The organism is Reichenbachiella versicolor (genome assembly GCF_003171675.1).
GTDB lineage: Bacteria > Bacteroidota > Bacteroidia > Cytophagales > Cyclobacteriaceae > Reichenbachiella > Reichenbachiella versicolor.
Map to the genome: position 1 here is coordinate 578,184 of NZ_QFZQ01000001.1, position 25,889 is coordinate 604,072.

Sequence of the window (25,889 nt, forward strand, 5' to 3'; positions counted from 1 at the left end):
TAAGGTAAGAAGGTCGAAGGTTCTCTTTGGCCTTCTTTTGCATGAAAAGGGATTTCGGACATATTATCAAAAAGTGCCTAGAGGGTAATGCTAAGTATCAATCGATACTTTATGATCATTTTTGTCAAATGGTAATGGGGATATGCTCAAGGTATGGAGCTTCAAGTTCTCAGGTAGATGATATGTTTCAAGACGCATTTATCAAGATATTTGGAAACTTGAGTAAAGTCAGGGAAGCAGACGCTCTTCCTGGCTGGATCAAGCGTTTGACTGTCAATACTTGTTTAAATGCTTTAAGACTCGAAAATCACTCATGGATAGCACCTCTCGAAAATGAGAACGTAGAGGATAGCTCATATGTAGAATTACTGGATCAATTGAGCAATGAAAAGTTAATTGAATTGATCAATGAACTACCAGAAGGATGTAGAGCTGTATTAAATCTCTTTATAATGGATGGATATAATCACAAAGAGATAGCAGAGCAATTGAGTATTACAGTTGGGACTTCTCGATCTCAACTCAACTATGCCAAAAAGCTCTTGAGAGATAGATTAGAAAAACTAGGAATTGGAAGATATGAGTCAGTCATTTGAAGATAAGCTAAGAGAGAAATTATCTTCACATCAACCGATGCCACCTGTTTCGGCAAAAGAAAAGCTTTTTGCCAAAATCCCAACTTCCCCCGCAAAGCCCGATAGGCGGTGGAGAATTTTTGCTCTATTCCTGCTTGGAATATTTATCACCATTGGCTCATGGATGCTAATAGATGGTGAAAAGGACCATGAGAATACGCCGGTATCGAAAAACAAAGTCGACAAGTCTACGTCTATTGCGCAATCTACTCCGCAAGTCACCACTATTGAAGCAATTCCTAATACGCCTCAAATCTCCGATGCTTCGTCAATAGAGCAGTCGGTTGAAGAAGGACCGACTTCAAATATGGCTATCTCTAGAGTCATAGAAGATGTCTCTCAATCGAATAATGAGGTAGGTGTAGAAAGCTTGGATAACGTATCAGAGGTAGTTAATAGTAATAATAACAGGACTCAAGAACCAGACAAAAGCAGAAAGTCAATTGAAAAAGTAGAATCTATAGCATTAGAAAACTCATTATCAGGAGATGAAACATCAGCTTTAGTATTTGACAACCTTACCATGACTGGAAAAAGAAAGGTTAAGTCAAGAAAGTCTTTAAATCTAAAATTATATGGAGACATAGGAACCTTCTTGCTGTATCAGCAAATCCAACCCAATTTGAATGATGATTTGGTCATAGAAGGGTTAGAAGGAGAGAAAGGGCTTTCACCAAAGAGGTTAGGATTTCTGGGCGAAGTAGGAGTTTACAAGAGCGTATCAGAAAAAGTGATCTTGAATTTTGGGGCTACATTCAGTATGTACAATCAGCATTACTCTTTTAACATTCGTGAGTCACAGTCGACTGAGGCAGAAGCATCCCAAAGTGGTAGTTCTGTGAGCTTGACACCTATTTTTGAAGAAGATAGAATCAATATTGATCGTAGACTATGGGTGGCAGGAGTCAAGGCAGGTAGTAGCTTTTATATTTTACCTAGTAAGACCAATAGTATCTTCTTTGCTTTGGAATATGGTAAGATACTCAATGACAATCAGCAGTTTCGATTTGCAGAAGAGGACTATAGCATCCACTATACAGATCAGCTGTTGATCAATATTGGACTTAGGAAAACACTATTTGAACTACCAAGTGGAGATATCACAATAGTGCCAAATCTTCGATATTCATTACTAAATAGCAGCCCAACGTCTCAGCCAATTTCAGTCAAACCATTTAGCGCTGGGTTGAGTATTTCTTATTTGATCGGGAGGTGATATGAAATCGCAATGATATAACCGCTGAAAGGTATTAAAGCATAAGAGGCTGTCAAAAGAGAATCACTTTTTTAACATGATATATGTTGGATTGATTTCTACTTTTGACAGCCTCTTTATATTAAGCACGGAGTGATAGCCCTTTAGACTTTGTCCTTCGTACTCTATCTGAATTTTATATGAATTATTCCTTCACTAATTTTTGATACAAACCGTTTTCAAGGACTATGTAATACGAGCCAGGCTTTAAATCTTGTATATCTAGCGACAGATCCTTTTCTATCACGATGTCTCTGATTTTAGTAGCTGAAGAGTCATACAGTCCACCTTTTTGCTCTTCGGTGAGCCCTCTTACGGTAACGAAACCCTTAGATGGATTAGGGTAAAATGATATTTTCTGATTCGTGATGCTACCTGTGCTCAAAGTACTATTTTCATTACCCGCAGGAGTAATAATATTCTCTATTTTATAGATCTTATCCTCAAAACGTACTGCGATATATAAGCTATCACCGTTCTGCCATAATCCGGCAGGGCCATTGAGTCCCGTCACTATATCGGTGGCTATAGGGTTGCTATCCGTTATGTTAATTTTAGAAACTTTATCATCACCGTACTGAGAGAAATACAATTCGTTTTCAACGATGAAAATACCAATTGATGGAGTGTCAAGGCCAGTGATTACATCAATGGTCGTTGGGTTAGTATCCGAAATATCTATTTTCGAAATCTTATCATCTTCCACCTCTAGAATGTAGAGATCATTTCCATTTAGCGCTAGACCATTTGGAAAACCCAATCCAGTCACGACATCAGTCGGCGTTGGGTTAGTAACAGTCAAGTCCACTTTAGAAATCTTGTCTCCTGTAGATTCAGCGATATACAAGAAATTGTCTTTGATCACCATACCCTGAGGACCGCTCAACCCTGTGGTGACCACGTCAGTAGGAGTAGGGTTATCCTCCGTTAAATCTATTTTAATGACTTTGTTACCCGTATAATGCGCTATGTACAACTCGTCACCGTGAACCAAAAGGCTAGAACCATTGGTGAGGTCAGTAACCACATCTACCGGAGTGGGATTAGATTCTGACAAGCTGATTTTAGAAACTTCGTCAAGTTCAGCAATATACATTTCATTATTGTAGATAGCGATAGAAGTAGGGTCATCAAGAGAAGTAACTACTTCTACCAGATCAGAATCATTTTCTTCTATTATTTCTTCTTCTTCCTCTACATCATCGTAAGTCTCAGTAGTAGAAGCAATATTTTCGATTTTCAGTACTTTACCTTCATTAGAAACAGCAACTAATAAATCATCTCCGTACATCAATAAATGTGTTGAACCGTCTGCATTGATCAATACATCTTCTATTTCTGGATTGTCTTCAGTGATATCAATTTTAGAAACCTTCTGACCAGTGTTTTGAGAGAAATGCAATTCATCACCAATCAATACCAGACCAAAAGAAGGAGTGTCCAGATTCGTAAGAACATCTATGACTGTAGGTGTTGATTCTGTAAGGTCAATCTTAGATATTTTATCATCGTGAGCCTGTGTGAAATACATCTCATCACCAATTATCAATAGACCATTTGGAAAGTCTATTCCTGTCACCACATCGACGACAGTAGGGGAGTCTTCAGTTAAATTGATTTTCGATATTTTATTCTGAGTAGATTGGCAGAAGTAAAGTATATCCCCCTCGACGATCATACTTGTAGTGCCATATATTCCCGTAACCACATCGCTAGGGGTGGCGTCATCATCTGATAGATCTATTTTCACAATTTTACCACCCGTATACAGAGCTATGTATAAGTAATTATCTACTACGAGTAAAGAAGCGTCTTTATGTTCTCCAGTCAGGAAGTCAACAGAGGTTGCATCAGGATCAGTTAAGTCTATTTTAGAGATTTTTTCCTCCTCACCTATATACAATTCATTGTCATGAATAGCCATCGAGATAGGTTTGTCCAGAGCTGATACGACAGTGCTAAGTTGAGCATGAGTGTCGAGGTAGAGTAAGATCAAAATAGAGGCAAGTACGTGCTTCATAAAAATTAATAGTTGAAATTTTTCAATACTGACAGGTGGAGCTTGGATGTAACAGAAGGATCTGTTTTTATTTTCAATTAAACCTGACACTGACGGATTGAGGCAGTATTGCCAAAATAGGGCAGTGGTTGAAAGTCGATTGAAAAGAACTTGCTGGTTCTATGTTCTCAGCAAAGGTCTCTGAGAGAAACCAGAAAAAATTTCATCTATCTTAAAAAAGGACGTGAAGCATTAATTTTTTTGTGATCTCACGACGCTTAGCGTTTGCTGAGTTACACCGAGGAAGGAAGCTGTATCACCGAGAGAAACTCTATTGATGAGATTAGGATACATTTTTTGGAAAGCCCTATACTTATCTGCAGCTGTTTCGAACTGAAGTAGGTTCAGCTTTTGAGAGAATAGATCCAATAGCATCATCGCTAAGTTTAAAGCCAGTTTAGTCAATTTAGGAAATTGATCTTGCACCCTTTCGAAGTCCTCGTATTTAATGAGTTTCAATTGGCAAGGTTCCACAGCTACCCAATCGTAGGGCTCAGACTCATTGTGAAATATGCTTTTGACAGGTGCTACGAATGAATTTTCATCAAAGAAAAAGTGAGTGATGTCTTTTCCATCCTTTAGATAAAATACTCTGATCAATCCCGACTCTATAAAGATTAGCTTATTCGAAAAACTATCGGCCTTCACTATAGTGTCACCTTTCTCGAAAAATTGCGCCTCACAAGCGGCATCAATGGTGTCGCATTCATCATCAGTGAGAAGTCCAGAAAGTTTTAGGAATTGGCTCAGTTGCATCGGATTGCTTTTTATACAGAAATTGGGGTTCAAGAATACTCACTTTATCCTCGATCACCAAATCCAACCCACTTGGAGCACTCGCTCTTCTGTCTACAAATATTTAACGATCATCTCATTGGTCAGGTGATCACCTACCAGACTACTTACCTCTGGGTATTCGTTTTCATCCTTTAAGCTCTCAAGGGTCGTTTTCTTTTTTCTGATTTGATCATTTAGAAATGGATACTCATTGGAGAACAAAACATATCTGATCAATGCATCGTCAGGCACGTATCGTTTCGTGCCGTACAGAATGAGTGTTTGGAACTTAATGGATAGCTGATTGACCAATCGCTTCATTTGTCGAGGATTTCTAGGAATGACATCACTATACTCCTCTAGGATATGTCCTTTTTGCTCTTCGATCAGTCTGTCTGCTTTTCTAGCAGCCGCGTAGCGCTTATTGATATTAGAAGTATTGGAAGAATAGTCTTCGATTTCATCCGTCGTTCTAAACTTATCCGTCTCTTGACGAGTCACCTCTTCGTCATAAGCCTCGTTGTCTTCTACATTCGGTTCCAGTCCCAAGAAAACACTAAGTAGCTCCTTGTGCTGTCTGTCATCGATTTGAGGTACATCTACGATCATTTGGAAAGTTTTTTCTAGAAACTTATGACCGATTTTACCATCACCCACTTTGGCATTGAACTCATTGTACTTTTGAGCAAAACAGCTACTAACCCACTTGCCATCCGCAGCTATGACATACAAAACTTTAGACTCTTTGAATAAATTTTGTATACCCTCCAATAGACATACTGTAGCATCCACCTCGCACCTGTCGAGGTCATCGATGAAGATGGCTACATTTTTATTAGCGACTACTTTATCAAATCTATTTTTGATAGGTTCGTACGGGTCTGCAATATTGGCTTTGAATAAATTAGAAGTAGAAATTTTTTTACTGAAAAGGTTAGTTAGGATGCCAATTATAGAGAGTACGAGTGTTACTGCTAATGAAGCGGTCCCTAGATAAAGTTGTGTTTGTTTAGCTTCTATCCCATTGTTGATTAATGAATTGATAACTAGTCCGCTACTGCCAAGAAATAATAAAATCAATATTATTGACATGACTGGAAATTGGTGTTTCATTTTAAAGAACCACCATTGGTGAGAACGAAAGTAGGGGATGTTATCAGGTACGGAAAAAGAGGAAAGAGCTTTACTCACTTTATTGACCAATACCCACCATTGATCTGGCTGATGCTGGTGACGCCATGCGTTGTATTCGATTACTTCCCAATCTGCTAGGTTTTCTTTCAAGTAATAAAGCATGGACGATTTACCGCTTCCCCATTCACCATTGAGTAGAACTGTATAGGATTCATCCTCAGGTTGTGTTTTCCATAGAGTCTCTATCTTCTGATGCAATAGATCCATCAATAGTTTCCTTCCTAGATCATCCTTTTTGGAAGGGTTGTCTGATAATATATCAGAGTCAGTGTTTTTGCTGTTGGCGGTGGGGGTAATGCCACTAAAGGTAATAGGAGAATAGCCTAGTTGTTCTCTTTTCTTGAAAGTTTCAGAGAGCTTTTCATTGAATCTTTCATCACTGATTTCAAACTCAGAAGCCAGGTTATGTTTTTCAATGATTTCGTTGATCTGTTTTAAATCTTTATTTAAAAATTCAGTGAATTTGACAAACCAGTTTGGCGTAGTTGATTCTTTATATGGGTTAGATGAAGGTGTGCTTTTATCCTTAAATACTCTTCTTTGAATATCATGATAGCACCGGATTATATCTTTATTATCTTCATTCAAATATGAGATCGAGCAGAGTGTTCCTATGACGCTCTTTTCTATGACACCTATTTGAAAAGATATCGAACTTCTAGAGGAGTTAAAATCTATCCTTCTTGTGAAATCAATATGAATATAAGTCTCATTTCCTTTTGCCCATTGTTTGAATTGAGTGTCTGACTTAGAGGTAGAAATCGAAAACTTGAGATTTGGGTAGCGTTCTTTTCTTAGGAGAAGTTCTTTGAGTATAATGTTTTGGATTTCATCAACTAAAGAAATAGCATTGGTACTTTTACCACTTTTGATTTTAGAAGGGACTTCTTCGCCCTTGGCTAGTAGTTTTTCATAGCTACCAAGAAGCGCGATAGCCCGATCTTCAAACCTGACCTTATCAAATACCCCAGTATTACTATTAGTATATGAAATTCCCTTTTTCGATATTCTAATAGTTTCTTCTTCAGGTTTTTCTATTAATTCATATCGGTATAGTCCATTGACGGTTCCATTGATTTTATTTATCAACTTATCCACTACTAAGTCTCCTACCCAAAACGATAGGATACTAAATGGCGATAGATAGACTTCTTCACTATAGTTTTGATAAACATCATGCAAGTTGTACAGTAAGTACTTCTCTTCTTTAGTAAGCTCTATTTTTTCCACTAACTGGTGTCAATTAAAAGATTAACAAACAGCTTCAAAAATAGATCACGACTTTCAGAGTAAAAACGAAAAGTCATCTTAGGATTCAGGATAAACGACCTCTAAAACTAACTTTCAACTATTAATGAGGTTTGTTTTGAAAATTATAACCTCGATTCACATTTACAGACTTGACTTCTTTGCTACTTTCTTGATCAAGAAAGAAACTAGAGAAATCTTTTATACTACCGACTAGAACACTCTCTCATATCAACCACACTTCTAGCCAGTAGTATCACCGTTCAATTTTAATTAGGTGTAATAATGCCCAGCATCTCCATATACTGCGGACTATCCTCTAGTGCAATTTGCGCCACGGTGATGTAGTCCGAATACCATTCGTTCAACTCATCTAGCTTTACGTTTCTATTCTCAGTCGACTGCTGTGCCTCACCAGTTTCCTTCTTCTGAACAGCCAAAGCCTTAGCCACTTCCTCTACGAGTTGTTGACCCTCCTGAAGTTTTTCGACAGTGATATTAAACTGAGCCATCGCATCTATACTAGAAGGACTAGCCAATATGTTAGTATAGAAAGTAGAAGCTTGACTGATCCACGAAGCGAACGATTCCTTGCGTCTGCCATTGATCTGAAGAGACTCGGACATCCCACGATCCTTGCTAAAAGCAATTCTAGCCAGTTTTACTTGAGGAATGTACAGTTTGTTAGAAGCCTCACGAGCATCATGTAAGTTGTCCGTCGAAGCGATTTTCTCACCATACTCCAGTTTTTGTTTGCTCTGAAGAGACTGTACCTCAGCAAGTAGGTTTCTGCCCTGCTGCATTTTGTTCTCATCATAGCCATAGACCGCCAAGGCCCTAGAGATATCTACATTACTAATCCCGTTGTTGATCGCTACACTAGCGTCACTGATTTGTTGGTCAATTGTTTTACGTGCCATATTTATAATGTTAAAAAATTAGATATAATACTTTTTGATTGAGAGAGTAGGTTGGAGTAAAGGCTAAGATTAAATCTTGTGGACTATTAGCAGATAACCATGTGCTAGAGATTGCCGACCTCGTACTGATGACCAACTACTATGTACCAGAGATTGCCGACCATGTACTTGTTATCCACTACCGTGTACTGGAGACAGCCGACTAGGTACTGTAGACTCACGACCATGTACTTTTGATTGGCAACCACGTACTATTTATCCACTACCATGTACTAGAGATAGCCGACCATGTACTGAAGACTCACGACCATGTACTTTTGATTGCCGACGGTGTACCGAGGACTGCCTACTAGGTTTCTAGTAGTAATACTGAAAAAAGATTTGCTGATTGAAATGATCTTGCGATACTTGGTTAAGCTCATAGACTATATTCAAGGTTATGCTTAAAAGATTTTTGTAAATATAGGAGTTAACTGTTATTAAAGAATAGTTGTCGCGTTTTTTTTGAAATCGTATTCATTTTTTTACCAACTCTTTAATTATTTGCAGCTCTTCAGATAAAGATTGTAGATCAGACTTTTTGTCACTCTCGATAGCAGGGTCGTACTCAGAAAAGTCCAAAGTCTTACCAGTCTTCCATCCTCCAGAGTACCTTTTAAAATCTTTCAATATTCTACCCAACTCGATATAGATGGAGTAGTCGAACTTTCTGAAATAATGGCTCGAAGTAGTGTCTTCTGTGTCAGGGAAGCGATTATATGGTTTGATTTCTTTTAATACTCTCTCACTATATAGTGTAGAATCTCTTGTCGATATTTTGCTTAGTCTTTGATTGATAGTATTCAGCGATCGATTGGCTATTCTGATTCCAATGTATTCACGCTTTCTGATCTTAACGGTATTAGGGTCTGAATTTGTAGTCCCACCTCCAGAATATAGCTGACAGGGAAATAACAAGTACACAAAGAACAAAACGAACCAACCTCTCATATCATTTAACAAATTGAAGGATTACAGTATCAGCTAAAACATTTTCACTCTCATCCAAAGTACTTAATCTAAGTGAGACTACTCCAGTACTATCATTGATGTTTTTAATCGTCACGTTTGCCATGCCATTTTCAGTTAGCACTATAGGAGCAAAGTTTACATTAATGGTATCCGAAGAGGGAGTAGGGGTAAGCTGTTCTACCCAGACCTTTATGTCATTAGATACCGTGCCTAATTCTCTGAGTAGGTGAGAAGTCACAATGATGTCCTGACTTATGTTTTGGCTGTAGCTATCTGCTGAGACATACATGGTGTCCGGGTAGGCTGTTTTTAGACTTATGGAATCCGATGTGACCAGAATAGAATCAAGTTCGGCAGTAAGTAAAACGCCTTTTTGATAATCCAGTGAAGACGTGTAAACAAAATCAGCATGACGACTTTCTATACTCAATGCCAATGTGTTGGTAGCATTGGACGTATCAGTAATAGGTACTTGGGTTAGGAAACCTGTATTGACAGTAAGACTTATATCTTGATCCGGTTCTGCTAGTTCTCCTAGTTTGACAGACATCCGTAGGTAAGAAAAACCGTCCGCACTGATCGTATCTGCACCTTCTATTTCCAAAACCTTACTAGAGTCAATCCCTTGCATAGGATCTTCTAGTTCAAAAAGACCATTGCAGGATGCTAATAGCAAAGAGGTGGCTATGTATTTTAAATATTCCTTCATGATTAACAAGAGATATATCCAGCAGGAGATTCATATTTATGCACTTGATCTCCTCTTTTATTTCTTAATACAACTTCATATTCAATAGTACTTCCTTCAAAAGTATCCTTGCATTCGAAAGAAGCTTTGATTGTTACTTTTCCATAATTCTTTCCTTTCGCTTCCGGAGCACTTACACATACTTCACCGTCAATAGCGTCAACTAACTCGCAGTCCATTTGGCCTTTGATCCTAAGACAAGCTTTGCCGTCTTCTGAGAGCTTATATTTCACACTTACTTCAAGTCCTTTGTCACAAGTCGTTTCCCAATTGCTTGGAGTAGGTTTGACTTTTACAATTCTATTTTTCATATCATTTGCTGTAATACTTATCTCTCTTACTTAAGGAATTAATTATATCCACATCAAAGCTCAAGCTAATGAACCAACTTGCCTGTAGGTTGGAATGATCTATGGCAGGACTGATAGATGGTTGATTATACATTACCATACCAGATTCGATACTGATAAATCTATTCAGATCTACACCTGCTCCTAGAACTGGCTTGATCCCCAGTCCTGTATTTTCTAGTTTTTGGTTCTTAAATTCTAAATCCGTGGAAGTAACCATTCCCACTAAGCCATACATTCTATACCAAAACTGAAAAAACTTCTCACTTAGATAAGCATTCTTTAGCCCTTTATCCACTGGGAATAAATAGAACTTAAAAGCAAAGTATGTGAACAAGTCTGCAGTGCTTTGACCTTGTCCTTCTTCACTATTATATTTTATCCGACCAAATCCAAAAGAGGTACCAATCATTACAGCCTCTAGCTCAGTGACCGCTATATCACTTTCTGATTTGACTATTCCGTTTTTGTAAACGCTTTTCAGCACTTTCCTCATCTCCGTTTTGACTTTAGGAAGGCTCTCATCTATGACCTTATTGGATTTATTTAAATAGATGTACGCTTCAATTTGCTCGTTTAAAAAATCAATATTTGCGTCTATAAGAACGGTATCTGAGGGGATCGTAAATATGCTTTTTAACTCGATTTCCCTTTGAACTATATCTTTATCATCATCAGGGTCTTCTTTGGCCATTTTCTCCAGTTGAGGAATGAATTTCAGAAGTTTAGGATTATTATTTCTCCACTTTTCGATGTCGTCTTCTCGTTCGGTTTTTAAAGAGATATTTTTAATCCAGGTTTTACCAAGGCTCTTTAGTATAACATTTATTCGTTCTGCATCATCCGTTACCTTTGGTTGTACTTTAAATGCTGAAACCAGTTTTTCGTCATATTCTTTAAAGTTTATCTTAAATTGGGTGGCATCAATTTGATCATTTGTCCCGATAGATTTTAAAGCTACTTGCTTAGAATAGGACATTAAGGAATCAAAAAACACATCACCAAGTTCTTTTACAAAGACGTATTTAAACTCATAGGTAGACTTAAACTTTAAAGGAGTATCAAACTTGATCTCGAATTGAGTGTCGTTATCATTTGCATTTTTCTTCTTCCATGTGCCAGTCATATCAACTCCTGTGAATGGTCTTTTTTTATCAATTACATGAAAGTAAATACTATCGGCTCCGTCAGCAGAACCGGTTATTTTGATTTTTTTGCCATATGGCAAAGGATCCGTTTTGAGGGAATTGTCTTCGAACTTTATCTCCGCATAATCCTGTGAGTATGAGTTATAAAAACCTATACATAGGAGGATTGTGAAAAAGAGAAAAACATGGTGAGAAAAGGATAAATTCATCTGCTCTATTAGTTGACAGTGGTAACAACACTATTCGATCACTATGGTGATCAATGATTTTTCTCAACTAACTGAAACAGTTATAAAATGCAGCTGATTCAATGTTAGTAAATCAATTAAATATCTAACTAATTGAAAGTCATGCTTTTTCGCAGGAAATGAAAACTTCGTCGCTATATCCAGATCGATCTTCAAATGTGAATATTAAAGACAAGGGGTTTTAAGGATTCGGTGGATTAGGCTGTCAATTTTTCATCGAATAGAGTCCGAAATGAATCTCTGTCATTCTAATTGTTAAAGACTCATAATCTATGCTGTCACAATGTCCGATTCCTGCCATTAGTCAGTTTTGGCACAGGAAATGCTGAGAGCGAGGCATAGTTTTTAATTAAATAAACAAAACATATTTAACACATGTCAAAAGTAAGCTTTAAGCCAAACGAAGACAGAGTCTTAGTTGAGGCAGCAGCAGCAGAGACTACAACTGCATCTGGAATCATTATCCCTGACACGGCTAAAGAAAAGCCACAAGAAGGTACTGTAGTAGCAGTAGGCGAAGGTACAGAGGACAAACCTGTGACTGTAAAAGTTGGTGACAAGGTACTATACGGTAAGTACTCTGGAACTGAGATCGTGATCGAAGGTCAAGATTACCTTATCATGAGAAACTCTGACATTTTCGGTACTATTTAAACACGCAGCATAGGGCAGTTATTTGAATCATTCTATTATTAGGTAGGTTCTTGAAATTCCCAATTAGCTGTTTTTGAAACTGATCTATTCAACAAAAACAAAATTTAAACATTTAGAAAAATGGCAAAAGATATTTTCTTCAACACGGACGCTAGAGATAGCTTAAAGAAAGGTGTTGATTTATTAGCTGACGCAGTTAAAGTAACCTTAGGACCAAAAGGTAGAAATGTAATCCTAGACAAGAAATTTGGTGCTCCGACTGTTACTAAGGATGGTGTTTCTGTAGCTAAAGAAATCGAACTAAGCGAGCCAATCGAAAACATGGGTGCTCAATTAGTAAAAGAGGTAGCTTCTAAAACTGCTGACAACGCAGGTGATGGTACTACTACTGCTACTGTATTGACTCAAGCGATCTTCGGAAACGGAATCAAGTCTGTAGCTGCAGGTGCTAACCCAATGGACATCAAGAGAGGTATCGACAAGGCAGTATCTGCTATCGTTGAGAACTTGAAAGGACAGTCTAAAGAAATCAAAGACAACAGTGAAGTAGCTCAGGTTGCTACAGTTTCTGCTAACAATGATGCTGAGATTGGTAAAATGATCGCTGATGCTATGGACAAAGTTGGTAAAGACGGTGTGATCACTGTAGAAGAGGCTAAAGGAACTGAAACAGAAGTGAAGACTGTAGAAGGTATGCAGTTTGACAGAGGTTACTTGTCTCCATACTTCGTAACTAACACTGACAAGATGGAAGCTGAGCTTGAGTCTCCATACATCTTGATTTATGACAAGAAGGTTTCTACTATGAAGGAGTTGCTTCCAGTACTTGAAGCTACTGCTCAGACTGGTAAGCCATTGTTGATTATCGCTGAAGATGTAGATGGTGAGGCACTTGCTACATTGGTAGTAAACAAAATCAGAGGTTCTCTGAAAATAGCTGCTGTTAAGGCTCCAGGTTTCGGAGACAGAAGAAAAGCTATGTTGGAGGACATCGCTATCTTGACAGGTGGTACTGTTATCTCTGAAGAGAGAGGATTCAAACTAGAGAATGCTACTCTTGATATGTTAGGTACTGCTGAGAAAGTGAACATCGACAAGGACAACACTACTATCGTAAACGGTGCTGGTACTGCTGATGATATCACTGCTAGAGTAAACCAAATCAAGCAACAAATCGAGAACACTACTTCTGATTACGACAAAGAGAAGCTTCAGGAGAGACTAGCTAAATTGGCTGGTGGTGTTGCTATCCTTTACATCGGTGCTGCTACTGAAGTAGAGATGAAAGAGAAGAAAGACAGAGTTGACGATGCTCTTCACGCGACTAGAGCTGCTGTACAGGAAGGAATCGTACCTGGTGGTGGAGTTGCATTGATCAGAGCTATCGAGGCACTAGACGGTTTGTCTTTAGAAAACGAAGATCAAAACACTGGTGTAGCTATCGTTAAGACTGCTATCACTGCTCCATTGAGAACTATCGTAGGAAACGCCGGTGGTGAAGGATCTGTAGTTGTTAACAAAGTAGCAGAAGGTAAAGCTGATTTTGGATACAACGCAGCTACTGATACTTATGAGAACATGTTCGCTGCTGGTATCATTGATCCTACTAAGGTGACTAGATTGGCACTAGAGAATGCTGCGTCTATCGCATCTCTATTGTTGACTACTGAAGCTGCTATCGCAGATCAGCCAGAGCCAGAAGGTGCAGCTGCTCCAGCTATGCCTCCAATGGGCGGAGGAATGGGCGGAATGATGTAATTCATTCTCCTTTCGGATAATATTAAAGCCTCTTCGAGTGATCGGAGAGGCTTTTTTGTTGGAGAAGATGTTTCATCTTGAAATAACATTACATAAAATACGGTTGTATTCATTTTGAAAATTCTCCCAAGACAAATTTCCTAATCTCATTTTATGCTCTGATATTCGTGCTTTATTATATAAAGTACGTTTAGGAGATCTATCAAAATCTATTGCTGAGCTGTTCAAACGTACTATTTTGTGTAATTACCTTATGGTTTTCATATAATTAGGCTTGTTTTTGGTAAGACAATGAGAATACAAGGAGATCTACAGGATTTTATTGAGTTAAAAGTAATCGAGGATAATGCGTCCAATTCAATTGGTGCCTCCGAGGCGAGTAGTTTGACAGTATTGTGGTTTTTGGAAGATGATAATCAATTGTTGATCGATGGAAAGGAATATACATTCAGTAAAAATCAGATTGTCTTTTTTACCGAGTTTCACCGCGTCAAGGGATTGAATATTAAAACTTCAAACTTTCTTAGGTTCAATAGGCCTTTCTATTGTGTGATCGACCATGATGATGAAGTAAGTTGCAAAGGGGTGTTATTTTTTGGAGCATCGAGATTACCCGTTGTTCAGATACCCGATGATATGGAAGAGCATTTTGGGATCTTATGGAAGATGTTCTCTATTGAAATGGATGCGAAGGATAATCTTCAAATAGAGATGCTTCGAATGATGCTAAAAAGATATCTTATCCTCTGCACTCGACTATACAAAGAGCAACATGAATCTACAGGAATGGACACTCATCATGATATAGTTCGTGAGTTTAATTTTATGGTGGAGCACTACTATAAGACCAAACATACCGTTGCAGAATATGCAGACCTCCTCAACAAATCTCCTAAAACGATATCAAATATTTTTGCCAAAATAGGTTCCAAAACGCCTTTGAGCTACATACATGATAGAAAACTATTAGAAGCAAGGCGTCTACTTTTTTATTCAGATCTGCAGATACAAGAAATAGCCGATCAATTAGGATTCGAAGATATTCAAACGTTTAGTCGGTTTTTTAAGAAACAAGAGGGAGTCTCACCCAAATTATTTCGAGAAAATTTAGCAGAGGGATAAATTGCCAATCTTCAGGGAAAGTTGACCTAACAACACGTGTCGAGTCTGGCCCACATTTGTATTATCAATTTTGATAAACAACAAAAACAGATAAACACATGGCAACTTTTAATGTACCTACTAAATCAGAAGTATCACCAGCAAATCAAGGCATATTTGACAATCTTGAGAAAGCCGTAGGGTTTGTTCCAAACCTATATGCAACCATTGCATATTCTGATACTGCATTAGGTAACTATCTTCAATTTCAACAAGGTAAGACTTCACTTTCTAACAAAGAAAAGGAAGTGGTGAACTTAGTGGTTAGTCAAGTTAACGATTGTAAATACTGTCAATCAGCACATACTGCAATTGGTAAAATGAATGGTTTTTCTGAGGAAGAGACTATTCAGCTAAGACAAGGGTTCTTTAGTGCGGATACCAAACTAGATGCTTTGGTAAAACTTGCAAAGTCTGTGACTATTAATAAGGGTAAAGTAGAGGAAGATGTTTTAACAAACTTCTTTAATGAAGGGTATTCAAAAGCCAACTTAATCGATGTGATAGTGGCAGTGGGAGACAAAGTAATCATGAACTATGTTCATAATCTGACACAAATAGAAATTGATTTTCCTATCGCTCCTGAATTAGAGGCAGCAGTTTAATCATAAACTGAATATCGGCAAGGGCTGTTTTTTTAGCCATTGTTAAAGATGTTAATTGAAACTTATCAACAAAATAAAAGAAGAATAATCATGAGTGCAGCAAAAATAAATTGGAAAAACGCGATAATAGGAGGAGTGCTAGGCACTGTAGCATTTGACCTTATAGGATTGGTATTGACGGGTTCCTGGTGGGATATACCAGCTCTATTGGGAGAGAAAACAGGGTTAGGTTTGGCATATGGTGTGGTTGGACACTATTCTAACGGAATATTGTTAGCTGTTCTTTATGCAGGTATTGCTCCATCACTTTGGGGACCTAGCTGGGCTAGGGCATTGATTTTTGTAGTAGCTGAAACTATAGCTCTTGTTTGGTTTTTCATGTTCCCATTATTAGGAGCTGGGATAGCAGGAGTAGGTATGTCTCCGATGATTCCTTTCGTATCAATGTTGAGACATATAATCTACGCTGCACCTCTATGGTACTTTGTACATAAAAGATAAACAAGTAATGTGTGAATGATGTAATTCATTCTCCTTTCGAGTAATGATAATATTAAAGCCTCTGCGAGTGATTGAAGAGGCTTTTTACTTTATAATGTTATTGACCACAATGATTGAAAGAGTCAAAATGCAGTAATATATATAGTAGAGTTAAATCTCGATAGGAATAGATAAGCGTTTGCAGTTAAATTTTTAGTCCAGTAAATAGTAAATCATCTACAGGTTTATTCGGTCCTGACCAAAGTTTGAAATACTTTTTTAACTGTTTTTTCTGAGTTTCAAAAGGTTCGTCTTTGACTCTCTCAAGTAGCTCTTGAAGATTGGCATATCCTAATTTCTTATTTCTAACACCACCTACTAAATCTGTGACTCCATCAGAGAACAGGAACAATACTGCTTTTTTGTCGACTGGTAGTTTCATTGAATGAGAAGTATATGTTCTGTCAAAGTCAAAAAGGTCGCCTACCTGTATTCGATCCCCTTTAATCCTATCTATATCTCCATTTAAATTATGCACTAATGCTGTTTTAGCACCGGCGTAATGAAGTGTTCTATTCACACCATTGAAGTCTATTCTCAAGACAGCAATGTCTGCCGCACAGCCTACTATAAGCTCTTTATTGTCTGCAAACTTTTTTTTGATTTCTAGGTGTACATCAAGTAAAATTTTGTCAGGAGTGTGAACTTTATCGACCACTATTACATTATTGAGAGCTTGAATGTATGCCTTAGTCATCACATTGGCTGATTTACCATGTCCCATACAGTCAAAGACACTGATAAATACCATGTTTTCAAATTCATAAACCCAATAGCAGTCACCTCCGACTTCTTCCAGAGGTTCATTGATTACAAAAGTGTCTTCTAATATTTTCTTGAGATTGCTCTCTTTTGGAAGCGTCGAATAATAAGTTGATAGAGGTTTGTCTTCTATTACTATTCCCTCATCAGATGTATTGGGAATAATAATGTCAAGATGTTCTGCCATAGAAATGTATTAATTTATTCAAATATGATCTTATTATAATCTAATAGCCACATTTACTTAATGATTTTTTCTTATTGAGGATTACTGATGGGTAGGTTTGAGTAAGACAATAATTGTTTTTGATAAAATGTCTTCTATAAAAGACTTTATAGAAGAGTACATTATATGGCCATTAAGTTACCTGATTAACTAGGATAGATAAATCATGATTTATATTCAAAAAGGAATAAATAGACTTGATTTTTTATATGTCGATCCTGTCTAATCTAAGCCTTCATATGGTGAGCTTGACTTTTTTATAAAGTATAATCTATCCTAATAGGAGAAATTTTCTTGTTATTGTTTCCGTAAAATCCCCCTACAACAACAGTATTTTGTTTCTTATGCTATATGATTTTAATGCTTTATTTGTTTGATGTGGATCATTGTTATTTAATGATTCGGTGATGATAACTATCTATTAAAAGCTATGACTAGTAAACTTTTATTATTTGCAAGTGCGATGGTGTGCAGTACCTTTTCACTGCTAGCCAAGGACTATCATGTCAATAATCAGGCTAAATCGTCTGATGAAACGGGCTCTCTTGAGCATCCCTATTTAACGATCAGTGATGCTTCCGCAGTAATGGTTGCAGGGGATATCTGCTATATTCATGAAGGTGTTTATCGAGAAACTATCGATCCTATAAATTCTGGGACATCAGGAAATCCAATTATTTATGCTGCCTATGGGGATGATAATGTGATTGTAACAGCTACAGATTCTTTATCGGTTGATTTACAAGAAGTAGATGTAAACATTTACGAAGCTAAGGTGGAAATGGATCTTGGAGATAGGAATATGGTCTATCTCAATGGAGAAAAAATGCAGATAGCTCGTTGGCCAAATGACAAGGATGGAGACCCATTCACGATTGATGCTATTAAGATCAATCAGAAAGGGACTTTTTCGTCATTTTACAGTCCTGATATTCCTAATAAAGCATGGACAGGCGCATATCTTTATTATTTAGGAGCACATAGTGGATGTAGTTTGCAAGAGGAGATTACCAGTTTTGGAGGAGGTACTGTTAGATTTAATGAGTTATCGACTCTTTGGCCATCAGGTACTCACAATCCAGCTAGATTTGAAAATAAGCACTACGGAACTTTCTATATCTACAATTCAATTCATGCACTAGATACTTTAAACGAGTGGTACTATGGTGATGGGAAGTTGAGTCTTTATTTGAACAGAGAACAGATTAAAGATGCTACCATCGAGTATGCTAAACGAACAGCTACTGCGACTATCGATAAAGACTACATTGTTTTAGAAGGCTTAAATTTCTTTGGAGCAGGTGTATATGTGAAAGGTGATAATTTCAAGATTACAGAATGTCGTGTGAAACAAGGTTCTAATATGCTATTGGTTCCTAGACAAAGTAGTGGTAAATCAAATGCTGTAGGTAGTGATGCAGCTATTTCTATCCTTTCCAATGCTAATAATGCAACGATAGAAAAATGTATTGTAGAATACGGAGATACCAATGGTATAATGACAAGTGGTAACTCTTCTGGTCATGTGATCAATAATAATATAGTTAGGTATTTTGATTTTATAGGAAACCACTCTACACCAGTAAGGTTGACCAGTCCTACTACCCACTTTAGTAATAACACAGTTAAGTATGCGGGGCGAGATGGGAGTAGAATGTCTGGGGAGAATAGTCGATTTTCATACAATGACGTATCACATGCATTGAAGATTTGCTCTGATGGTGGATTATTTTATATCACTGGGAGTAGTACTGATAAAGATATTGAATTAGATCATAACTGGTTCTACGAGGCATATTCTCCAGAATCATACTCTGGGCTAAAGGCTAATGGAATTTATTTGGACAATAATTCAGGGGGGTACGATGTGCATCATAATGTGGTTTGGAGAACACAGTGGAGAGCAGTACAGATGAATTGGACTGCAGTTTACAATAATATTCACAACAATACTTTTTGGGATGTAGGAGAGGGGCAGGAAACTTTTGGTTGTTGGATTCCTTGTAAGACTAAAGATCCTTCAGGGAATTGTTTAGAGAGGCACGACGTCAGAGACAATGTGATATATAACAATTTATCTGATGTTAGAACTTGGTGGTTATCTGTAGATGGTAGTTTCACAGAAGATGAAACACTTGATAATGATTTTCAAAACAACTTTCAAAGTTCTTTATCGCCATTTGAGAACTTTGAAGAACAAAATTTTATGCTTAAAAGTGGGTCATCCATGGTTGATAAAGGAAAGATTATTTCTGGAGTCAATGATGGTACTAAGTTGCATCATGCAATGAGTGATGTAAGTGAAAAATATACAGGGGCTGCTCCAGATATAGGAGCTTATGAAGTAGGAGGTGTGAACTGGAAGCCGGGTAGTTCTCTGACTTATGAAGAGTTTGTTTGGGATGACAATGGAGTCGAGCTTAAATTTGATACAATAGCTCATCCAGAAGTATCAGAGCCTACTGCTATCAGTCAGACTAGTGGGGCCACTATTGAGGTGTATCCAAATCCATTGGAAAATGGAACTGACTTAACAATTAAATCATCTGATCCTATATTAGAAATAGTAGTGAGGGATATTAATGGTAGAGAATTAGAAAAGGTTAATCCTTCTGATTTTCAAACAAGTCAAGTTTCACTCTTGACACCAGACTATACAGGCATTGCTTTGGTTTCAGTTTCTACCATCAAAGGTGTTGAAATTATTAAGCTACTTATGAAGTAGTCTGCTTGACTTTCGAAGTATTTAGTTAATGCAAACCCTCTTGATGTAGCCAAGAGGGTTTGCATTTAATAGATATAGGGAAGTATGTAAGTTATATTAAACCAAAGAATCTCGGAGTTTTAATAACATGTCGTCGTTGAAATCCATATGAGTTACTAATCGGATTTCATTTTTACCATAAGGTAAAGCCTTAATGCCCTTGGCATTCCAGTCTCTAAGAAGCTCATGAATAGATACCTTAGGGTCAATTGATAAAATGACAATGTTCGTACCAGCGGCCAATATGTTGTCAATATATCCTTTGTCCTCAAAGATGTTTGCAAGTTCGTTTGCTCTTTTATGGTCTATATCAAGTCGCTTGATATTTTTATTCAATGCATAAATAGCAGCAGCAGCTAAATATCCTACTTGGCGCATGCCACCTCCCATAACTTTCCTGAGTCGTCTTGCTCTAGCTATAGTACCTTTCTTTCCTAATAGTGCTGCTCCCATCGGAGCTCCTAACCCTTTGGAAAAGCAGACCATGATAGTATCGAAGCAAGACCCAATTTCAGTAGGGTCAACACCTGATTTTACTATAGCATTGAATACTCTAGCACCATCAAGGTGCATTTTGATATTGTTTTCCTTAGCAATCTGGGAGATTTGCTTCATGCTATCAATATCATATAAAGATCCACCTCCTTTGGTCACTGTATGTTCCAAAGCAATCATGGTAGTTCTATTATATGTGATATCAACAGGGTTAATATTTTCAGTAATATCAAGAGGGCTCATACGTCCATGATCCCCTTCTAGAGATCGCATCGAAACTTGAGAGTTGAAGGCTGTACTTCCTCCTTCATATAAATAAATATAGGAGTTGCGATCAACAATCATTTCTTCACCAGGGTTGGTGTTAATATTGATTGCAATTTGATTGGCCATGGTTCCAGACGGACAGAAAAGAGCCGCCTCATGTCCGAAAATGCCAGCTACCTTCTTTTCAAGTTCTGCTACAGTAGGATCTTCACCTAGTACATCATCACCAACTTTAGCCAACATCATGTGTTCCAACATGCCAATTGAAGGCTTAGTTACTGAGTCGTTTCTCAAATCAATAATCATCTCTTTCTTGCTCATTCCCTTTCTTTGACTTTGCTTTTTTGAATTCGAGAAAGTTATACAGAATCAAAGGAAATCAAAACTTGATTATATCCTATCTTAATTTTTTTATATAAGAATACAAGTAGACAACTATGTCTGATATCATTGATCTTTTTGATTCAACTTATCAATTCCGTTTTGAATAATTTGATAAACGTCATCTTGAAAATCTTGAAGGTTTTCCAATGAATATTTTGACGGCTCTATAGGTTGATGAACAATGATTCTACATTTAGACCTGAAAAATCTAAATGATTTGTCATCAGGGAACATATGCCAGTTATCACCAAAAGAAACTGGAATGAGAGGGGTTCCAGTTTCTACAGCCATTCTAAACGGGCCCTCTTTAAAAGGAGCCATCGTAGGAATGTTTTTTGATTTTATCCCACCTTCAGGGAAAATCCCCAGCGAAAATCCTGATTTTAAAGCATCTACTGCTCTTTTATAAGTAGCATATCGTTCTCTCATCGATGACCTATCAACTGTGATGTGAAACCTTTTGAACATGTATCCAAAGATTGGGACTTTGCCTATCGAAAGTTTACCTACAAATTGAATTGGTACAGGCATCAATGGCATAATGGCTATGTCTAAATAAGAAAAATGGTTTCCACAAAATAGGTAGTTTTTAGTTCTATCAATTTTGTGTTCATATTTGATATTAACAGGGACTCCGATCATTGGGAAGAAAAATTTCGCCCAATAATGGTTTATCCGTAGTCCGAATTTATCTAGTTTAAACTTGTCAGCGATGACGAAAAGAGGAAAGAGCATTAGGAAAGTTATAATCCAAAAGAGACCCGCATAGATCATATAGATCGTATTCAAGATTTTGAAGACTAGTGTTCGCTTGTACCAAGTTTGTTTTCTCCCCAGAGAAAATGTTGTAGAGTTGCTTGACATGAATTGGGTAGTAAGATTTGGGTAAATTAGGAGTGTTAGTTCTTATATCCGAATTTTTTGAGGAGCTTGTCTTTTTTTCTCCAGTCTTGTTCCACTTTTACAAAAGTTTCTAGATGCACTTGCTTCCCAAAAAAGGCTTCCATTTGTTTTCGAGCTCCAATGCCTACCGCTTTAATTGATTCACCACCCTTACCTATAATAATTCCTTTTTGGGATTTCCTCTCTACATATATTTCAGCTCTCATTCTGATGATACTATCATCTTCTTTGAATTCTGAAATTTCGACCTCCGTACTGTAAGGTACTTCTTGTTGATAATGTTTGAATATTTGTTCTCTGATCATTTCTGAAGCGAAAAATCGCTCAGGTTTATCAGTTAAAGTATCGTTTGGAAAATATGGCGGGTGGACAGGTAGTATTTCTAGTATGCGATCAAAAAGCTTATTAGTATTATCTTTTTCTAAAGCTGAAACAGACATGATTTCAGCTTCTGGGTAGAGCAATTGCCAATAGTCAATTTTATCTTTTAAACGAGATCCTTTATTTAAATCGGTTTTATTAATGATTACAAGAGTAGGAGTGTTAGAAGCTAGTATTTTTTCTAGTAGTTCTTCCTCTTCTTGTTTTTCCATTAAATCTATTACATAGAGGATAAGGTCTGCATCTTCCAATGATGAACTTACAAAACTCATCATTGATTTTTGTAAGTTGTATTTAGGGTTTAGGATCCCAGGAGTGTCTGAATATACTATTTGGAAATTTTCACTACTCAAGATCCCCATTATTCTATGTCGGGTTGTTTGAGCTTTAGAAGTAATTATTGATAAATTCTCTCCCACTAATGCATTCATTAATGTTGACTTACCCGCATTAGGTTTTCCAATGATGCTAACGAAACCTGATTTAAACTCTGTGTTACCCATATGTAAATTTATTTTACAAAGGTACTTGTTTTTAAGTAATGAGTCTTCTACTTTTGCCATCCAATTCAGAAACAGAGTAACAGAGAATTGGACAAATCAGAAAAAGTTCTGATATCGTAAACGGAGTAATGAACTGAATTTAATTACGGTGAAAATTATATCGCGGGATGGAGCAGTTGGTAGCTCGTCGGGCTCATAACCCGAAGGTCGCAGGTTCGAGTCCTGCTCCCGCTACTAAAATGTGAAAAGGTCGGTACGAAAGTGCTGACCTTTTTTGTTTACGGTACTAACAGTTCTAGTCGTGTAGTAAGGGAGACTGACCTTGGCTTATCTCTAAAGTCAAGGTCAGTAGTATATTTCGACTAACTAACATTTACGAAGAGGAGACCATTTATTTTTGAAATGACCATCTTTTTTAAAAAATCTTTTTCTTGAAGGGGCTTTAGTATTATACCACTTATCTCATTCTTCTATTGAGCGATGTGAGGAAATGAAAATCTTTCCAAATATTGGTGAGATTAGTATGAAATTTGAAAACTATAATGTCTAACTAGCAAATCTATTTTTCAATTACTATTCTTTGATAATTAGTGTTTATTTTAAGCATATATACTCCGTTAGACAAGTTTGATACATCCAATACGAAATCTGCTTTATTAGGTAATGCTGAAAGTTTTTTAATGCCTAAAGCATCATAAATGACTACTTTTTGATCAATAGCATTTGGCAAAGTAATCAAACCATTTGCAGGGTTAGGGTAAGCTAAAGTTTGGTGTTTAGTAAAAGAAATATTTGTTATCTCATCACTATTATCGACATCATCATCTTTAATCTCCTCATCTTTTACTTTTTTCACAATGAGAGTTTTGTCTTGATCTGCCTCTCCCATGTCAAAATTACCCTGTAGACTTTCGAATTCATCTAAATCTATAGAGTAGCTTAGTGTTTCTGGTAATACACTTGGATAAGTTACTTGTCCAAGTTCATTGGTAAAAGTAGTGCCATAATCGACTAATAATACTTTAGCATTTTTTAAAGGGCTGTTTTGTTCGTCAGTAACAGTAATTACCAGCTTTTTACCCAAAGGTTCTAAGACTATGTTTTCTGTTCTTACAGAGGTTGATGTGGTGATCTCTTCTTCTACGGTGGAATAACCTTTTTTACTCACTTTGTAATTCCATGTGGAGTTATTAGTGGTATTATTAGCAACTGTTCGACCTTCTTCATCCGTTAGGTCAAGTTCCCAAGGGGGCATTGTTACCAGAGCATCTGCTAAGGGGTTAACCCCATCAGTTACTATAAAAGTTATGTCTGGTTGATTAATGATATTGGCTCGATATTCATTTCTTGTTTCTGCTAAGCCTTCAAAAGGGATTTCTTTATTTTTGTTTTCATACCAGTGATTGAAAATAAAATCAGCTGTTGTTACTGTATTTGGTAGTTCGAAAGTCTTAACACCGTTAAAACTATAAAAACAGTCATCCTCAAGAACTGTTAAATTTAGGCAATTGCTTAAATCTATATCAATGAGTTTATTATTTAGAAATGCATCTGTTTGGATTTCTGACAGACTTGTTGCTTCGGTCAAATCAAAAAATATCAATGGATTATTTCTAAAGGCATTTGCACCTATTACCTGAAAAGTCGATGGGATCTTGAGAGATAATATATTTTGATTCCCCATAGACCCAAACCAAGAAGTATTAGCTCGAATGCCTGGATATGAGCTTATTGTTCTTTTTATTTTTTCACCATTCAGTTCTTCAGGAAAAATAATGTCAGTATATATACCATCATATTTCGCTCCGTAAAGTGTATTGTTTCTAATATCTAAATCATCATCTTCGTTAATAGTATGAGAAACAAGAGCACCGTACATCATATCAAAATCGGTAATAGCTATATTTCCATCAACAGTATTACCATTAACATCTATCCATCTTTTAAAATTTTCATGAGTTATTTCAGGTAACATAAATGAGGTTAAGGAAGGATTTTCTTTAAAAGCTCCTTCTCTAATTATCACCAAAGCATGGCAATCACTGAAATCTAGAGTAGATAATTTGTTTTTGTAAAATGCTCGAAAACCAATAGAATTAAGGTTTACACAGTTTTCAAAGTTTAGAGTTTCTATATCATTGTCATTGAACGCATTAAAGCCTATTCTTTTCAGCGTAGTACAATCTTTAAAGCTAACACTTGATATGCTGTTTCTTGTAAAGGCATTATTACCTATCAGGCTTAGGTTAGGGTGATTTTCTAGTTTTAAAACAGTTATATTGTTATTTGCAAAAGACCGATCTCTTACAGTTTTTAGGTTTGGGTATTTTGTTAGATCTAGCGTACTGATTGCATTATTATAGAATGCATTGTCGCCGATATATTTAATAGTTGAAGGAAGTTCAATACTGGTAATTCCTTTTCCTCCAAAAATAAGGGTCTGTCCAATTTGTTTATCTAAAATACCGGTTACGGTTTGTCCATCTATTACATCAGGTATAATGATGTCTTTAATGGAGAAATCATAAGAGCAGCTTTCAATATAACCATAGGGGGTCATTTCTATGTCATCATCAGTTAGTGTATACTGCTGTGCTAGAGAAGTCCTTGCGTTAAAAAGAAAAAATATTGCAGTGAATAGGATTGAGAAAAGTCTAATTAGTATTTGCATTGTTTGGCTTTGATTAAATATGATATTACATATGGTATATAGTAATATTTAAAGAAATTAAATTTCAGCCCGAATCTCTTTTAAAAAACACAAAACTCCAACTTCTTGAATATGAATATTATTCCGAAAGGATTGGATATTAAATATTGCTTGATTTTTTGTAGAGGATTAGATTTTAACAATGAAAGCTAGATTATCAACCTAAACGACAGCTTAATTCAT

General features: G+C 36.8%; 21 protein-coding genes and 1 tRNA gene. 9 read left to right on the forward strand and 13 right to left on the reverse strand.

Annotation, left to right across the window (positions count from 1 at the left end; all coding sequences use genetic code 11):
* Positions 1–41 precede the first annotated feature (41 nt).
* Both DKG80_RS02435 and DKG80_RS02440 read left to right on the forward strand, forming a co-directional pair.
* Positions 42–596: an RNA polymerase sigma factor gene (locus tag DKG80_RS02435; protein ID WP_109829699.1), complete on the forward strand. Its 555-nt coding sequence runs from the start codon at positions 42–44 to the stop codon at positions 594–596.
* Entirely contained in the window at positions 580–1,851 is a 1,272-nt protein-coding gene (locus tag DKG80_RS02440) for a hypothetical protein (RefSeq protein ID WP_109829700.1), read from the forward strand. The genes DKG80_RS02435 and DKG80_RS02440 overlap by 17 nt, the downstream gene beginning before the upstream one ends.
* 184 nt (positions 1,852–2,035) lie before the next feature.
* Here DKG80_RS02440 and DKG80_RS02445 read toward each other — a convergent pair whose 3' ends face one another.
* From DKG80_RS02445 to DKG80_RS02480, 8 genes are all read right to left on the reverse strand, one after another.
* Complete coding sequence (locus DKG80_RS02445; protein WP_109829701.1) at positions 2,036–3,910, reverse strand: hypothetical protein; 1,875 nt, start codon at positions 3,908–3,910, stop codon at positions 2,036–2,038.
* 231 nt (positions 3,911–4,141) lie between these two features.
* Complete coding sequence (locus tag DKG80_RS02450; protein ID WP_109829702.1) at positions 4,142–4,705, reverse strand: Crp/Fnr family transcriptional regulator; 564 nt, start codon at positions 4,703–4,705, stop codon at positions 4,142–4,144.
* A 93-nt stretch (positions 4,706–4,798) separates the two neighbouring features.
* Positions 4,799–7,150 (reverse strand): KAP family P-loop NTPase fold protein, encoded by a 2,352-nt coding sequence (locus tag DKG80_RS02455; RefSeq protein ID WP_109829703.1) that lies wholly within the window; start codon positions 7,148–7,150, stop codon positions 4,799–4,801.
* Between the two features lie 287 nt (positions 7,151–7,437).
* Positions 7,438–8,088, reverse strand: coding sequence for a hypothetical protein (locus DKG80_RS02460; RefSeq protein ID WP_109829704.1), 651 nt, complete (start codon positions 8,086–8,088; stop codon positions 7,438–7,440).
* Positions 8,089–8,604: 516 nt separating this feature from the next.
* Positions 8,605–9,078 (reverse strand): hypothetical protein, encoded by a 474-nt coding sequence (locus DKG80_RS02465; RefSeq protein ID WP_109829705.1) that lies wholly within the window; start codon positions 9,076–9,078, stop codon positions 8,605–8,607.
* A gap of 1 nt (position 9,079) precedes the next feature.
* Complete coding sequence (locus DKG80_RS02470; RefSeq protein ID WP_109829706.1) at positions 9,080–9,808, reverse strand: hypothetical protein; 729 nt, start codon at positions 9,806–9,808, stop codon at positions 9,080–9,082.
* A gap of 2 nt (positions 9,809–9,810) precedes the next feature.
* Complete coding sequence (locus DKG80_RS02475; protein ID WP_109829707.1) at positions 9,811–10,158, reverse strand: hypothetical protein; 348 nt, start codon at positions 10,156–10,158, stop codon at positions 9,811–9,813.
* 1 nt (position 10,159) lies between these two features.
* Positions 10,160–11,554: a hypothetical protein gene (locus DKG80_RS02480; protein ID WP_109829708.1), complete on the reverse strand. Its 1,395-nt coding sequence runs from the start codon at positions 11,552–11,554 to the stop codon at positions 10,160–10,162.
* Between the two features lie 414 nt (positions 11,555–11,968).
* Here DKG80_RS02480 and DKG80_RS02485 point away from each other — a divergent pair, with 414 nt between their 5' ends.
* From DKG80_RS02485 to DKG80_RS02505, 5 genes are all read left to right on the forward strand, one after another.
* Complete coding sequence (locus tag DKG80_RS02485) at positions 11,969–12,247, forward strand: co-chaperone GroES (RefSeq protein ID WP_109829709.1); 279 nt, start codon at positions 11,969–11,971, stop codon at positions 12,245–12,247.
* Positions 12,248–12,367: 120 nt separating this feature from the next.
* Entirely contained in the window at positions 12,368–14,005 is a 1,638-nt protein-coding gene (groL, locus tag DKG80_RS02490; protein WP_109829710.1) for a chaperonin GroEL, read from the forward strand.
* A 291-nt stretch (positions 14,006–14,296) separates the two neighbouring features.
* Positions 14,297–15,127 (forward strand): helix-turn-helix transcriptional regulator, encoded by an 831-nt coding sequence (locus DKG80_RS02495; protein ID WP_109829711.1) that lies wholly within the window; start codon positions 14,297–14,299, stop codon positions 15,125–15,127.
* Positions 15,128–15,225: 98 nt separating this feature from the next.
* Positions 15,226–15,771, forward strand: coding sequence for a carboxymuconolactone decarboxylase family protein (locus DKG80_RS02500; protein ID WP_109829712.1), 546 nt, complete (start codon positions 15,226–15,228; stop codon positions 15,769–15,771).
* 90 nt (positions 15,772–15,861) lie between these two features.
* Complete coding sequence (locus DKG80_RS02505) at positions 15,862–16,272, forward strand: hypothetical protein (RefSeq protein WP_109830186.1); 411 nt, start codon at positions 15,862–15,864, stop codon at positions 16,270–16,272.
* Between the two features lie 184 nt (positions 16,273–16,456).
* Here DKG80_RS02505 and DKG80_RS02510 read toward each other — a convergent pair whose 3' ends face one another.
* Positions 16,457–17,260 (reverse strand): PP2C family protein-serine/threonine phosphatase, encoded by an 804-nt coding sequence (locus DKG80_RS02510; protein WP_109829713.1) that lies wholly within the window; start codon positions 17,258–17,260, stop codon positions 16,457–16,459.
* A gap of 469 nt (positions 17,261–17,729) precedes the next feature.
* Between DKG80_RS02510 and DKG80_RS02515 the strand changes: the two genes are divergently transcribed.
* On the forward strand, positions 17,730–20,024 hold the full coding sequence (locus DKG80_RS02515; protein ID WP_162555635.1) for a hypothetical protein: 2,295 nt from the start codon (positions 17,730–17,732) through the stop codon (positions 20,022–20,024).
* A 96-nt stretch (positions 20,025–20,120) separates the two neighbouring features.
* Here DKG80_RS02515 and DKG80_RS02520 read toward each other — a convergent pair whose 3' ends face one another.
* The 3 genes from DKG80_RS02520 to era all read right to left on the reverse strand — a co-directional run bounded on the left by DKG80_RS02520 (position 20,121) and on the right by era (position 22,996).
* Positions 20,121–21,146: a threonine aldolase family protein gene (locus DKG80_RS02520; protein ID WP_245906944.1), complete on the reverse strand. Its 1,026-nt coding sequence runs from the start codon at positions 21,144–21,146 to the stop codon at positions 20,121–20,123.
* Positions 21,147–21,272: 126 nt separating this feature from the next.
* Positions 21,273–22,073 (reverse strand): lysophospholipid acyltransferase family protein, encoded by an 801-nt coding sequence (locus DKG80_RS02525; RefSeq protein WP_109829715.1) that lies wholly within the window; start codon positions 22,071–22,073, stop codon positions 21,273–21,275.
* Positions 22,074–22,108: 35 nt separating this feature from the next.
* Positions 22,109–22,996 carry a GTPase Era gene (gene era, locus DKG80_RS02530; protein ID WP_109830188.1) on the reverse strand — a complete coding sequence of 296 codons (888 nt, stop codon included), beginning with the start codon at positions 22,994–22,996 and terminating at the stop codon, positions 22,109–22,111.
* A gap of 161 nt (positions 22,997–23,157) precedes the next feature.
* On the opposite strand from era, the gene DKG80_RS02535 reads away from it, so the two are divergent.
* Positions 23,158–23,230, forward strand: a tRNA-Met gene (locus tag DKG80_RS02535).
* Positions 23,231–23,555: 325 nt separating this feature from the next.
* On the opposite strand, the gene DKG80_RS02540 is transcribed toward DKG80_RS02535, so the two are convergent.
* Positions 23,556–25,667: a leucine-rich repeat domain-containing protein gene (locus DKG80_RS02540; protein WP_109829716.1), complete on the reverse strand. Its 2,112-nt coding sequence runs from the start codon at positions 25,665–25,667 to the stop codon at positions 23,556–23,558.
* Positions 25,668–25,889 lie beyond the last annotated feature (222 nt).

Excerpts from the sequence above, each read along its gene's own strand:
- DKG80_RS02435 (WP_109829699.1), top strand. The coding sequence starts at position 42 with ATGAAAAGGGATTTCGGACATATTATCAAAAAGTGCCTAGAGGGTAAT.
- DKG80_RS02440 (WP_109829700.1), top strand. The coding sequence starts at position 580 with ATGAGTCAGTCATTTGAAGATAAGCTAAGAGAGAAATTATCTTCACAT.
- DKG80_RS02445 (WP_109829701.1), bottom strand. The coding sequence starts at position 3,910 with ATGAAGCACGTACTTGCCTCTATTTTGATCTTACTCTACCTCGACACT.
- DKG80_RS02450 (WP_109829702.1), bottom strand. The coding sequence starts at position 4,705 with ATGCAACTGAGCCAATTCCTAAAACTTTCTGGACTTCTCACTGATGAT.
- DKG80_RS02460 (WP_109829704.1), bottom strand. The coding sequence starts at position 8,088 with ATGGCACGTAAAACAATTGACCAACAAATCAGTGACGCTAGTGTAGCG.
- DKG80_RS02465 (WP_109829705.1), bottom strand. The coding sequence starts at position 9,078 with ATGAGAGGTTGGTTCGTTTTGTTCTTTGTGTACTTGTTATTTCCCTGT.
- DKG80_RS02470 (WP_109829706.1), bottom strand. The coding sequence starts at position 9,808 with ATGAAGGAATATTTAAAATACATAGCCACCTCTTTGCTATTAGCATCC.
- DKG80_RS02475 (WP_109829707.1), bottom strand. The coding sequence starts at position 10,158 with ATGAAAAATAGAATTGTAAAAGTCAAACCTACTCCAAGCAATTGGGAA.
- DKG80_RS02480 (WP_109829708.1), bottom strand. The coding sequence starts at position 11,554 with ATGAATTTATCCTTTTCTCACCATGTTTTTCTCTTTTTCACAATCCTC.
- DKG80_RS02485 (WP_109829709.1), top strand. The coding sequence starts at position 11,969 with ATGTCAAAAGTAAGCTTTAAGCCAAACGAAGACAGAGTCTTAGTTGAG.
- groL (WP_109829710.1), top strand. The coding sequence starts at position 12,368 with ATGGCAAAAGATATTTTCTTCAACACGGACGCTAGAGATAGCTTAAAG.
- DKG80_RS02495 (WP_109829711.1), top strand. The coding sequence starts at position 14,297 with ATGAGAATACAAGGAGATCTACAGGATTTTATTGAGTTAAAAGTAATC.
- DKG80_RS02500 (WP_109829712.1), top strand. The coding sequence starts at position 15,226 with ATGGCAACTTTTAATGTACCTACTAAATCAGAAGTATCACCAGCAAAT.
- DKG80_RS02505 (WP_109830186.1), top strand. The coding sequence starts at position 15,862 with ATGAGTGCAGCAAAAATAAATTGGAAAAACGCGATAATAGGAGGAGTG.
- DKG80_RS02510 (WP_109829713.1), bottom strand. The coding sequence starts at position 17,260 with ATGGCAGAACATCTTGACATTATTATTCCCAATACATCTGATGAGGGA.
- DKG80_RS02515 (WP_162555635.1), top strand. The coding sequence starts at position 17,730 with ATGACTAGTAAACTTTTATTATTTGCAAGTGCGATGGTGTGCAGTACC.
- DKG80_RS02520 (WP_245906944.1), bottom strand. The coding sequence starts at position 21,146 with ATGAGCAAGAAAGAGATGATTATTGATTTGAGAAACGACTCAGTAACT.
- DKG80_RS02525 (WP_109829715.1), bottom strand. The coding sequence starts at position 22,073 with ATGTCAAGCAACTCTACAACATTTTCTCTGGGGAGAAAACAAACTTGG.
- era (WP_109830188.1), bottom strand. The coding sequence starts at position 22,996 with ATGGGTAACACAGAGTTTAAATCAGGTTTCGTTAGCATCATTGGAAAA.
- DKG80_RS02540 (WP_109829716.1), bottom strand. The coding sequence starts at position 25,667 with ATGCAAATACTAATTAGACTTTTCTCAATCCTATTCACTGCAATATTT.